The 11,500-nt window shown below is 67.1% G+C and carries 9 protein-coding genes and 1 pseudogene; 2 read left to right on the top strand and 8 right to left on the bottom strand.

Annotation, left to right across the window (positions count from 1 at the left end):
* Positions 1-53 precede the first annotated feature (53 nt).
* Positions 54-1,063 (bottom strand): annotated as a pseudogene (locus tag BKD26_RS37840) (IS481 family transposase).
* A complete protein-coding gene (locus BKD26_RS37835; RefSeq protein WP_084907643.1) occupies positions 1,060-2,238 on the bottom strand; it encodes a Cmx/CmrA family chloramphenicol efflux MFS transporter in 1,179 nt (392 codons plus the stop codon). Before BKD26_RS37835 ends, BKD26_RS37840 begins: the two are co-directional and overlap by 4 nt.
* Before the next feature lie 462 nt (positions 2,239-2,700).
* Between BKD26_RS37835 and BKD26_RS37830 the strand changes: the two genes are divergently transcribed.
* Positions 2,701-3,015 (top strand): hypothetical protein, encoded by a 315-nt coding sequence (locus BKD26_RS37830; protein WP_179166859.1) that lies wholly within the window; start codon positions 2,701-2,703, stop codon positions 3,013-3,015.
* Between the two features lie 306 nt (positions 3,016-3,321).
* On the opposite strand, the gene BKD26_RS37825 is transcribed toward BKD26_RS37830, so the two are convergent.
* From BKD26_RS37825 to BKD26_RS37805, 5 genes are all read right to left on the bottom strand, one after another.
* A complete protein-coding gene (locus tag BKD26_RS37825) occupies positions 3,322-4,581 on the bottom strand; it encodes a phospholipase D-like domain-containing protein (RefSeq protein ID WP_241519038.1) in 1,260 nt (419 codons plus the stop codon).
* A gap of 493 nt (positions 4,582-5,074) precedes the next feature.
* Complete coding sequence (locus tag BKD26_RS37820; RefSeq protein WP_143662785.1) at positions 5,075-5,602, bottom strand: hypothetical protein; 528 nt, start codon at positions 5,600-5,602, stop codon at positions 5,075-5,077.
* Positions 5,584-6,441: a hypothetical protein gene (locus tag BKD26_RS37815; RefSeq protein WP_143662784.1), complete on the bottom strand. Its 858-nt coding sequence runs from the start codon at positions 6,439-6,441 to the stop codon at positions 5,584-5,586. The genes BKD26_RS37820 and BKD26_RS37815 overlap by 19 nt, the downstream gene beginning before the upstream one ends.
* A gap of 986 nt (positions 6,442-7,427) precedes the next feature.
* On the bottom strand, positions 7,428-8,117 hold the full coding sequence (locus BKD26_RS37810; protein ID WP_084907634.1) for a hypothetical protein: 690 nt from the start codon (positions 8,115-8,117) through the stop codon (positions 7,428-7,430).
* Positions 8,118-8,633: 516 nt separating this feature from the next.
* Positions 8,634-9,467: a replication-relaxation family protein gene (locus tag BKD26_RS37805; protein WP_241519037.1), complete on the bottom strand. Its 834-nt coding sequence runs from the start codon at positions 9,465-9,467 to the stop codon at positions 8,634-8,636.
* 45 nt (positions 9,468-9,512) lie between these two features.
* Between BKD26_RS37805 and BKD26_RS37800 the strand changes: the two genes are divergently transcribed.
* Complete coding sequence (locus tag BKD26_RS37800) at positions 9,513-10,238, top strand: hypothetical protein (protein WP_241519036.1); 726 nt, start codon at positions 9,513-9,515, stop codon at positions 10,236-10,238.
* Positions 10,239-10,588: 350 nt separating this feature from the next.
* Here the strand turns inward: BKD26_RS37800 and BKD26_RS37795 are convergent, their stop codons facing one another.
* Positions 10,589-11,239 (bottom strand): hypothetical protein, encoded by a 651-nt coding sequence (locus BKD26_RS37795; RefSeq protein ID WP_084907630.1) that lies wholly within the window; start codon positions 11,237-11,239, stop codon positions 10,589-10,591.
* Positions 11,240-11,500 lie beyond the last annotated feature (261 nt).

Below are 11,500 nucleotides of genomic sequence, written 5' to 3'. Positions count from 1 at the left end.
GCATCCGAACGGCGCGTCACGTCACTACGGGGCAAAGGTTGTCTGATGCGGCACTAGGTGTTGCTGGCCATGACGTTGGTGACGCTCGTGCGGAGGCGTGAGGCTGGAGGGCGATTATCGGCGGTGGTGTGAGGCCGGTGGTAGTTGTAGTGGATGTTCCAGACCGTGATCGCCCGGGCTCGCTCTTCCTCGGAGGTCCACTGGCGGGCGTAGAGCAGCTCTTCGGCGAGGATGCGCTGGTAGCGCCCGACCTTGCCGTTGTGACGGGGCGTGTGGGGCTTGGTCCGCTGGTGGCGGGAAGCCCGCGAGGTCAGGGAGCGCGCGAAGACTGCGGCTCGGTAGTTGGCGCCGTTGTCGGTGACCACGCGCACGATCCGGTGGATGCCGTGGGCGGCGAAGAACGCGCGGGCGCGGCTGAAGAACGCCACGGTGGTAACGGCCTTCTCGTCGGGGAGGTGTTCGGTGTAGGCCAGGCGAGAGAACCCGTCGACGGCCGAGTGCGGGTGGATGTATCCGCCCTTGGTCCCGGCGGTCTTCGCGCGCTGGGCGGCCCTGGCTTGCTCGGAGCCGCGTCCGTGGGCCCGCCACCCGCCGCCGTCGGGGATGCGTCCGACCTTCTTGACGTCCAGGTGGACCATGTGGCCGGGGTAGCGGGCCACGATCCGTTCCGGCGGGCGCCGGTTGGCGGATCCGTCGGGGTCGAGGAACCGGCGGTGGTTGATGCCCAGGCGCGCCAGCCACCGGCCCACGGTGCGTTCGCTGATCCTCACGCCTTGGTTCGCGAGATCGAGTGCAATCCTGCGGGCAGACCACTTGTTGTCCCGCCGCAGCTGCTCAATCCGTTCGACGACGTCGGGCGGGGTCTGGGTCGGTGAGGAGTGCGGAGGCTGGAGCGGTCCCGCAGCCCGGCCTCGCCGTACTGGTCGTAGCGGTTCTTCCACTTGGACAGGCAGGCGCGGGAGACGCCGGCCTCGGCGGCGACGTGGGCGATCGGACGGGTGTGGCAGCGTTCGACGAGCCTTCGGCGTCCCTCGATGTTCAAGGGGGCGTTCGCATGCGTCACTGGAGCACCTCGGTGCTTCGGCCGACCGCGATGACAGTGCGGAGGGGGAACGCGATGAGCAGTGTGATCGCGACGAACAGGCCGCTTGACCACAGCGGCCCGAGGTTCCCGACCGCGGTGCTGAGGGTGGTCGCGGCGATGAGGGGGCCGACGGCGGCGCCGACGTTGAGTGCCGCGGTCGCATACGACCCGGCCATGGTGGGGGCTCCCGTGGCCTCGTAGAGGACCCGCGTGATCAGCGTGCCACCTAGCGCGAACGACAGCGCGCCCTGCACGAACACGAGGACGAGCAGAGCGACCGGCTTGTCGGCCAGCATAGCCAGGGCCGGCCAGCCGATGAGCAGCAACGGACCGCCGACGGCGATGACCAGACCGGGGCGCTGGTCGGACAGCTGGCCAGCGAAGGTGACGCCGATGAAGGAGCCCGCACCGAAAAGCACCAGAACGACAGAGATCCACAGCTCGCCCAGCCCGGCGGTGTCGGTCACGACGGGGGCGAGGAAGGTGAAGCTTCCGAACGTTGCCGCGTTCACCAGCGCGCCGAGCAGCATCACCAGAATCAACCGCGGCCTTGTGAGCTGGGCGAGCTCCGCGCGCAAGGCCAGCCTGCCAGTTGCCTCTTCCCTCACACGTCCCGCCGGGATCCCCTTCAGGATGCCGAGAGCTGCAGGCAGGCAGAGAGCGGCGACAGCCCAGAATGTGGCCCGCCAGCCGAGCACTGTGCCGAGTACCGATCCACCAGGGACACCGGCGATCGTGGCTACCGTCGTGCCGGACAGCAGCACGGCCAGCGCACGTCCCTTCTTGTCGGGCGAGACCAGCGTGGCGGCAGCCGTCAGAGCGACGGCAAGGAACCCTGCGTTCGCGAGCGCGGCGACGACCCGGGTAGCGAACAGGATGGGGAAACTCGTGGTGATGGCACCCGCGACGTGAGCTGCCGCAAAAACGAGGATGAACCCGAGAAGGCTGGAGCGCCTGGGCCAGTTGCGGGCAAGCGCTACCACAAGGGGAGCACCGACGGCCATGCCGGCCGCGAAGGCCGAGGTGAGCGTGCCTGCTGTCCCGACTGCGACGTCGAGATCTGAGGCGATGTGCGGCAAGAGGCCGGCGAGCATGAACTCCGAGGTGCCCATGGCGAAGACCGCCATGGCAAGCAGATACAGCGAAAAAGGCATCGAGTGGCTCCGAGGTGAGGAGAAGCACGAGAAGGTCGTCTCGTCACCGCGGCCAGCCCCAACCGCACACTCGCTCGGCCGCAGAATGCGGCGCGACGACAGGGCTACGAGCTCAGTGGCTCAGGGGGCTGACGGCGTGACCGAAAGCCCCCACCTTGTCTGACTCAGGACTCGACATGGCCCGCACGGTACCCGACTGATGCCCGTCGAAGCACCTTGGTTTTACCGGCATTGGCCTGTGTCACCAACGTCATGTCCCGCAACAGTTAGGCACTAAAAGTGTTCGACACCGGGGAAAGTATACGCGAATTGTCGCGACTTCTCGTTAATGTCGCCTCACAAGCAATACGGCCAGCAAATAACACGCCTTCTGCTGTTACCCCCATACGGCTATAACCGAAAACCCACGGGAGAGTGAATTGCGCATCAAGAAAATTGTTCAAGGCGGAATCCGCACTGACCATGGCGGCGTTCGCAGTGGCCATGGCGCCGGGCTCTGCTCAGGCGATCGACTGGGGCCACGGGCCGATGCGTGATGGCGGCAGCGCCGCCTCGGCCTACTTCGAGGAGCATGGCGACCATGTGAAGGTCTGCGACGCCAAGACCGACGGCAAGAAGGCGTGGGTGAACGTCTTCGACCACATGACCGGCGAGTTCTTGTACAGTCTCACCGACACCACGAACGACGGGAAGTGCAGTTACCGGCACGCGTCGGACGGCGGCGTGCCCTCGGACAATTCAGATTCCGAGTATTACGTGTACTTCAACGACAACTAGGAATCGTTCCGGTTGAGTGAGACCGAGCGGGAACGGCGACGGCCGTTCCCGCTCAGCCGTTCCGCCCCCTTTTCAAGCCATGCGAATGACTTTCCAAGAGAGAGGCTCAGGGCGGTGCGGAGGGTGCTGGTGGAGTTGAGGGTGGTCTGCATCGACGAGTGTGCGGTGACACGGGCTGGAGTGGAGGGCCTGTGCCGTCCAGCGACAGCACCGGCCCAGTCCTTGCCTGCCAGTCGGTCCGACTCGGCATCGGGGCGCAGCCGTTACGGGCTGCGCCCCGATGCCGAGCGGTCAGGCCCGGCGCGGTCAGGTGCCTGCGCAGTAGCTCATCAGCTGATCGTGGTTGGCCTTGAACAGGTCATAGAGGGCCGCGCTGTCGATTTTCAGCAGCGTCTCGTCGTTGTTGCGCAGGGCCTGCCAGGTGTAGTTGTGGCTACCGGTCCAGACGATCTTCTTGCCGGCGACGCCGTCGTACGTGCCGGTGACGAGCAGGTACTTGGAGTGGAGGCCGATCTTGGCGGTACGTCCGGCGGGCGGGTTCTCCCAACACTCCACACGCTGCGTCAGCTTACCGGAGACGATCGCCTCGACGTCCGGGTGCATCGACGGTTCGCCCGACCCCGGCTTGCCGCCGTCCGGGTCCGCGTCGGCGGCCAGGGTGACGGAGCAGCCCGCGTTCACCATGGCTACGAGCTTGGAGGCGACGTGGGTACGGTTGAACAGGTTGGCCGCGATCCGCACCTCGCTGTGCGCCGCGCAGTCGACCTTGTCAAGGATCAGCTTGACGGTGTCTGTCGACGGGTCGGTCTTGTACGTCAGACCCGAAGCCTCTTTGCGGGGGAAGAAGTAGTTCTTGAATGACGGGTTGGTCGTGCTGGTCGGCGTTTTGTAGTACGTATCCGTGCCCGCGGTGGAGCTGTACGTGACCTGGTCGTTGAAGTAGGCCACGTAATTGTCGTAAAGGCCCTTGTCGACGAGCGTCACAGCGTTGTTGAACAGGTCGGTGCGCTGGACGCCCGACATGTTGGCGGACGTCTGGAACACCACATTGCTCGTTCCTCCGGTTGAGGAGAACAGCGCGAACTTGTTGTGGTTGATCGAGCCGTTCTCGCCCGAGTACAGGACCCGGTTCGCGATGCAGCCACGGCCCTGCGGACAGGACAGGATCCACGACAGCTGCGTGCGGTCGGTGCCGAGTGCCTCCGCGAGGTTCTCGTACTCGCCGCCGGGGGTCAGGGTGGTTCCGGTAGGGGTGTAGGCGTGCGACTTGTAGTCCACGATCACCTTTACGGCGACCCCGCGCCCCTTGGCTGCTATCAGCGCGTCACGGACGTCGTTGTCGGTGAAGGTGTACAGCGCCAGCCTGACCGAAGTGCCCGCCGGAGCACCGTTGATCAGGGCGACGAGACGGTCACGGACCTTGTCCTGCTCGGCGGTAGTGCCGGCCGGGTTGTTGAAGATGGCCTCCGTGGTCACGGCCGCGCCGGCGGGCGTGGGAGCGGCGAGTACGGAAACGAGGGCAAATACCAGGCCGAGGAGCCAGGTTCTGGGTTGGTAGCGGTGCACACCGGCCTCCGAAAGTGAATTGCGCGTACGTGGCGAATTTGGACGTCGCGGGGGCCCGGCTCGGCGTCCCCCCGCGTACCCGCCTAAGCGGGAAGGTCCGACACGGAAGGTGGAGTTGCCGGGAGGTGGTCCCCGGCGGTCCGCCGATCCCAGTGCGAACTGCGAAGGTATACCAGCGCGCCACGGTCGGCGCCGCCATGAGGAGCTGGCCGGATTCGGGCCGAGCGGGCGCGATGGGCGGCACTCGTCCTCCACTGACTCGGCAGGTCAGCGTCATGGACAAGGACGAGGAGGGGGCGCTGCCTGCATGTATGGTGACGCGACCTAGATCAAGCCAACGAAGAAGTGAGACAAGCTTGAGCATACGTAGGTTGCTGAGTCGCGTTGTCGTGTCCGGTGCCACCGTTACTGCCTTCGGCCTGAGCATGGCCACGCCGGCGTCCGCGGTAGAAACCTGTGTGAACACTGTGGGTGCACGGGTCTGCTTCGAGTCCTATGGCGACATGCCGCCGCTGTTGTAGGAGGACGCGAACGCGAACTCGTCACAGTTCAGCGTGTCGGCCGCGTCCACCAGGGCGGAGGCGTCCCCGTTCGCCGCGGCCCACCCGGTGGGGCAGATCCGGTTACGGCTACGGGAGTTCTGCGCACTGTCGCCCATGTAGTACAGGGGCTTTCGATCGGCCATCGAACCCGGGTGCTTGGGGGTGGCCTTCTGGATCAGCCACGCGTGCGCTGCGGCCTGCGGGAAAGCCTTGGCGTTGAAGATGTAGGTAGGCGCGTGGTTGACGAACACACAGCCCGTGCCCGGACCGGCGTTGGTGGTGTCGCATCGGATCTGGTCGAGATCCTCCGTGCCGGCGTCGTAGTCCAAAGACCACTGGTAGCCGGTCATGAACGGGCGGATCTTCCCGTCCGCAGGCAGAATGTTCGCGTCGATCTTCACATCCGGCTTGTACAGGTACGTCTTGCCGGCGACCGAGGCGTCCCACGTGTACGGGGTGGTCAGCGACGCGGAATGCATCTCGCCCGGCACCCACCACGTCTTGCCCGTCCACGCGCTGTGATCGGGCTCTTGCGGCGTATACACGACCCCTGGCACAGGTGCTCCACGCCCACGAAGTTGATCTCACGGAACGCGGGAGGAATCTGCTGCGCGGGCTCGATCGTCAGGTGCTCGGTGAAGCTGTTCTGCCCATCGAGCTGAAGCATCCGCAGGAACATGAAGCGGGCAGTGGCCTGGATCGCGCCGTCCATGCGAATGTAGATCGGCACCGACCTGACATCGCACTCGATGAACCGGGTAGCGAGGATGTTTTCGAAGTCGGTGTGACACCACTCCACCCCGGCCGTCGCCACACCCGCGGCCTTCGCGCCGCTCCTGGGCGCCTTGCCCTTGGCCACCGGCGTCGACGTGCCGAAGCACACCTGACGGCCGTCCGCATCCGCCTCGCTGCACTGCTCCACCGCCGACTTCGACGAGCGCGCAGACAGCGGCGTACCGGCCGAGCCCAGCGGCTTCGTCTGGTAGTAGTTCAGCGACGTCGGATCGGGCGCACTGTAGTTGGGCGTCGGCAGCGTCAGGTCAACCGGCAGCTCGATGCGGAACTTCGCCCACGGCGACCACGACGTTTCGTACAGGGAGCCGTCGAACGCCGAGGTGTGGAAGACGTAGTTCGTGTTCAGCGCCAGCTTGCCCACCGGCACATCCACCGTGACCGTCGACCCCGACGCCACGTAGGGGGAGACGATGACACCCCACTCGTTGTCGGCGATGCTCACCTTCTTCAGCGGCTTACCTGCCGCATCCGCGGTCCACACCTCAAACGTCAGCGTCGACCTGTCCCCGTCCGCGTCGGTCACCTTATTCTTGAGCTGGACCTTCTGAGACGTCACCCGCTGGAACCCGCCAGGCGCAGCATTCCGCGACAGAGGCGCAGCCGTCGGGCTCTTGCCCGACACCCCGCGGCAGCCGCACGCGTGGCCTTCTCCGGCCCGGCAGCGGGCCGGGTCGAGGGGGCGGCGTTGGGGTCGGGCTTGGCGGCCGGAGCCGTCTCGACCGCACCGGCCACACCGCCGGCACTGAACAGCAGCATGGCCGCCGTACCGAGGGCTAACCGCGAGAGAGCGTGCTTCCCTCTGGTTATTAACCTTCCCAACAAGACATGTCCCTTCGGCCCTGCCCTCCCTCGAACCGGGGGGCAGGACGTTGCTGGTATGTGTCGCGCCGCCCCCTTTCCTGCGCGGCGTGATCATCACCAGGCAACGCACCCAACCTGGGCGGTTCGTCTTTAACCGGAGCTAACGGAAGTGATCTGGCGCACGGTTGTACGAGGCAGCGTCAAAACCTTGCAAAGGTGTCCGCGCACCCGCACCGAGGGCACCGTCCGTGAGGTGATGGATGCCTCCAGCAGCTGTGGGCCACCTCCGGGATCACTCCGGTATGGCGTACACCGGGAGAGACCGGGGCCCGGTCGGCTCTTCTTGGAGCGCCGCGACGGCATCGTCCTGGACAGTTGGGCGACGTATTGGCTCGGCGAGATCGCCGAGACCGTCGACGACCGCGACGATCCGGAGAAGCGCGCGCGGTTCACCGGCTGGGTGGAAAGCTTCGTCCGAGCCGTCCAGAGCGATGCCCGCCAGCGCAACCAGCCTTCCACCACGACCGACGAGGGCGTCACGCCCTCGCGCTCGCCATCGAGTTCACCTACCAGGAGCGCCCCAGGTTCCCCGAGCAGGTCCCGCGTTCCAGACTGGGGACCCCGACATGGCGCGAGAGCCGGCGAACTCGTAGTGGGCGCCCGGCCCCGCTGACTCCGCTTTGTGTATCCGTATGGCGAGGGCAGAGTTCAGCTGAGCAACAACACCGCAAGCAACGCGAGCACCGCCACGAGGGCTGCGACCCAGAGGAGGAGAGCGCGCCGCTGGCGGGGTGTTTCGGCGGCGGCGGTCTGGTGGGTGCTCCCACCTCTATGTGCCACGGGGAGGTCGTTCGCCATCGATGGCGTGATGACTGGTTCCTCACGATCCGTCCACCTCCACTCGCTGTCGGGCATCAGGACGCCACGCCAAAGGCCTCCGGCCCCGTCGCGGCGCCATCGCATTCCGGCAGCATCGGTGAAGAAGACGGTGACGTACTGCAGAACCATGTACGCCGGAATACCGCTCTCCGGCGGAGGCAGCGGAAACACACGTGTGGAACCCGAGTTGAGCGACCCCGACACGTCAGCCACCGCTTCGCCGTTGTACGTTGCACTCAGATCCGTGATCGGCTGATTGCTTGGGTTGAGGATCTCCAGGCGGTGTGTCACCCACCCCTCGTGTAGCGGTGACCCATTCGACGAGTGCCGGATTTCGATCATCGACGCCTGCATACGGCGCTCACGCCGCTCAGCTTCCTTCTCCCGCGCTTCGAGGGCGCGTTCCCGAACGTCCAGAGCCACGCCGCGTGCCACTTGATGACGGTGAGCCAGAAAGCTCACTATCAATGCTCCCAGCGCGACAAGCGAGCTGAACGCGGAGATGACGATCCCGGTCATGCTGACACTATGGCGACCTCGACACGGCTCCGTGATGCCTTTGCGGGATGTCAGGAGGAGCGGCACCTGCCTTCCTTCCACGCCCATTCCCCGGGAACGCAACCAGCCCATGCGGCCGAAGAACCCCGCCGGATCCTCCCGTTCGCCGCTCGTTCGGCACCTGCTGATCCTCGCTGTTCGTGTCGTTCAGCGTTCCAGCCGCCACCGACAACGCGGGCTTGCCCAGGTTCGCCTTGGGCTTGCCCGCGCCGCCGGCGGGAGGCTTGCCCGGGTCAGGTGCGCAGGCGTGAGAACCAGCCGCCGGCCTTCTGCTCGGGCACCTCGTGCACCTGGTCCTGCTCCTGGCGCTCGTTGTCGACCTGCTCCTGCCGTGCGGCGGTCACGGCCTGGTGCTTGCAGTGGCCGCAGAGCTGCGGGTGGCTGTCCTTCGGGGTTCCCCAGTCGGTCGCCTGGGCGGCCTTCCACCGTTCGTCGGTGAACTTCGTCCCGCAGTCGGCGCAGACGGGACGGCGGGCCTCACGCTCGGCCGCCTTCTTCTCCGCCGCCTCCTGTGCCGCGCGCCGTACGTGCCTTGTACTTCTCCTGGGCGAGCCGGGCCTCTTCCCGGGCTCGGGCGTCGGCGGCTTCGCGGCGGGGGTTGCCGATCGCCTCCCGCAGGGGCTGCATGTGGGTACGGCCGAAGCGGAGGAATACCGGTCCGGTCGGGCCGTGCTGGCGCAGGTTGCGCAGTCCGGTCGCGATAATCGGGATTTTCCCGTCGTAGTGGTGGTGGCCGCCCTTTTGCCGCTGCCCCTCCCACAGGTGTCGGGTGAATTCGATCAGGCGCGGGACGGTGCGGTTGGGGTTGCGGTCGCCGAGGCGGTTGAACACGAGCAGCACGGGTGGATGCGTCCTGTCGCCGGACCAAGTAGCGGGGGCAGTCCAGCGGGTGCGCCACATCGGGCGCTCACGTCCGTCGGTGTCCTTCACCTTCCGCCGCAAGAACCGGGCGTACTTCTCCAGCTTGTCGGCGAGCTCCTCCGCGGTCTCGTGGCAGTTGTCGACCTCCATGAACAGCAGCGGCACCCGGTCCTGCGGGGCGGTCAGGACGATGTCGGCCTGGGCGCCGCCCTTGCCGGGCGCGTTCCAGGTGCCGGCGGCGGGCAGCGGTACCTCGGTCCAGTACGAGGCGATGGTGCCGATCCCGGCCGGTGCGTCGACGGCGGCCTGGGCGGCTGCCCGGACTTCGGCCGGGTCGTCGGCGAGCTTGGCCATGTTCGGCTCCGGGCGCAGCATCGCGATCACCGTCTCGTTGACGGCCATCGGGTGGGAGGCCCCGCTGGAGCCCGCGCCGCGCGCGGTGGAGCCCATCTGCCCCACCTGCTGGTCACGCTCGTGCCTGACATCCCCGGCGACATGCGCATCAACCAGGAAACGTTCGCTCAGCACGAACCAGCTCTGCGCGGGGCACAACCGCTGCTGGGACAGGACGACCGGCCGTTCAAGGCCGTGAGCGTTCAGTCCGGGGGGCTGATGCTTCATCACCCGCGGGTGCGCTCACGTAGCGACCTGGCATACCTGTACACCGACGGCTCCGGAATCTGGGCCCAGCCCCTGCCGACCGAGTTCGACAAGGACATCGAGCCGGATGAGCGCCTGCGTGTGCTGCAGGCGGATGTGCTCGTGCACCGGCTGCTGTCCGCGCTGGCGTTTCTCGCTACACATGCACGGGACCGGTGCGGAGCCACCGGCACGGTGAGCATCGAGGTCGACCTGGTGGACCGCATGTACTCCCACCCTTACGCGCCGCCGGAACCCTATCCCCGTCCCGGACAGCCGCGCCCCGGACACGTGTATCCGTTGGTACTACAGCAGACGAGCCCTTTCCCGCCCAGCGAGTTCCTGTGCCGAAGTGCCCAGGGCGAAGCCACAGCTGTCCTGGACGACCTGACGGACGCCGGCACCGGCCTCGTGCAGGCCGGGTCACTCCTCGCCGACCAGCTCTTCCACGCCTTTGGGATCGCCGAGGCCGCACCCCTCACCAATCAAGGGGAGATCCGCCTGCCCGCCTGGAGACAGAACGTGCAGCCGGGCATAACCACCTGGGCTGATCACCAGGGCGTGCCCCTGACCGACCACTAAGCCAGGAGCCGCTCGCGGTCGTCGCACGAGGTCGCAACCGGGTGAGGCTAGCGCGAGCGGTACAAACTGGGCGAACAGGCCTGTAGCGGGCCGACGGGCAGCGGTGGCAGGGGCGGCGGCCCGACGACCATTGCCGCCGGACTGAGCAACAGCACGGGGAAGGGGAGCACGGGGCCGGCCGGTGGCCGGCGGAGGGGGCTGCTCCCTGACGGGAGCAGCAAGAGGTGGCCAGGCCCCTGGCCCTGCCAGGCCCGGCGTGGTCACGAGCAGGACCGGGGCCGCTGGCCCCCGCAGTAGGGCCGGGGAGCGCCACGCCCCCCACCACCCGGGCCTGTGGAGCTGGCTGCTGCTCAACCTCTGGTTGAACCACTGACCAGGTCAGAGCCGAAGTAGCGGCCCGCGACAGAGGCGATCACAGGGACAGCCCCGTCCTCCATCGCCAGCTTGAAGGTGTGAACGATGCAGGTACGCACAGGGTGGACCGGCCCGCTGGTTTCCGCGTCATCACGGGTGGCCAGGGGCCGGATCTGCGGGCCGGCCAGTGCGAAGCAAACCAGCATCGTGCGGTGGTCTTCGAAGCGGAAGTACTCCGTGATGGCGCGATTGCCGAAATCCAGGTGATCGAAGATGACAGCGACGTCCTCGTCCCCGTACGGGGCACGCTCCAGGGCAGGCAGCACATCGAGTATCGCCTCGCCGTGAGCCAGTACGCGGGCCCGCTCGTGCGAGTGTCCCCACGGCGGCGGGTCATCGTCCCGGAGCTCCTCAGGCACTTCCTCCGTACGCAGCTCGGTGCCCGGGGGCGGGCGGTCCCAGCGTGCCTGGCCACTGACACTTCCCCAGTTGAGGCTGGCATTCACGCACAACTTGCCCGCAATCAGCGCCCACGGCGTACACACCACACGCTCGCGCGCCAGGTCAACCACGAGAGGGCCGAAGTCCTCCCGGGCCAGCAACATCGGCTGTCCGGGTGCCACGAACGCGTCAGTCCAGATACCCATACGCCCGGTTGTAACAACCCCGCCTTCCCGGACACCAGCCCATTACCAACCGCCGGCGTAACGGACCGGCCACTCAACACGGGACAGCGGAACGCCGGGACGACGAGCGGCGGATGCGGGACACGACGCCGCCGTACGACGACGAGACGGCACGGCGTAGCGGCAAGGCGGCAGCCGCACGGCGGAGCTGGACACCGGCGCCAAGCCGGCACGGGCAAGCAGGCCAGGGAGCGGCGGACCAGCGACGGCGACCCGCCAGTG

The sequence above is a fragment of the Streptomyces sp. CB03238 genome (assembly GCF_002099185.1).
In the GTDB taxonomy this organism is placed as follows: Bacteria; Actinomycetota; Actinomycetes; order Streptomycetales; family Streptomycetaceae; genus Streptomyces.
The sequence above is the reverse complement of the archived record's forward strand: the minus strand, read 5'-3'. Positions and strand labels throughout refer to the sequence as shown.

Bases quoted from the DNA above. Each gene is read 5' to 3' on its own strand.
- BKD26_RS37805 (WP_241519037.1), bottom strand. From the start codon at position 9,467: ATGGGCTCCACCGCGCGCGGCGCGGGCTCCAGCGGGGCCTCCCACCCG.
- BKD26_RS37820 (WP_143662785.1), bottom strand. From the start codon at position 5,602: ATGCATTCCGCGTCGCTGACCACCCCGTACACGTGGGACGCCTCGGTC.
- BKD26_RS37835 (WP_084907643.1), bottom strand. From the start codon at position 2,238: ATGCCTTTTTCGCTGTATCTGCTTGCCATGGCGGTCTTCGCCATGGGC.
- BKD26_RS37800 (WP_241519036.1), top strand. From the start codon at position 9,513: ATGCGCATCAACCAGGAAACGTTCGCTCAGCACGAACCAGCTCTGCGC.
- BKD26_RS37810 (WP_084907634.1), bottom strand. From the start codon at position 8,117: ATGACCGGGATCGTCATCTCCGCGTTCAGCTCGCTTGTCGCGCTGGGA.
- BKD26_RS37795 (WP_084907630.1), bottom strand. From the start codon at position 11,239: ATGGGTATCTGGACTGACGCGTTCGTGGCACCCGGACAGCCGATGTTG.
- BKD26_RS37830 (WP_179166859.1), top strand. From the start codon at position 2,701: ATGGCGGCGTTCGCAGTGGCCATGGCGCCGGGCTCTGCTCAGGCGATC.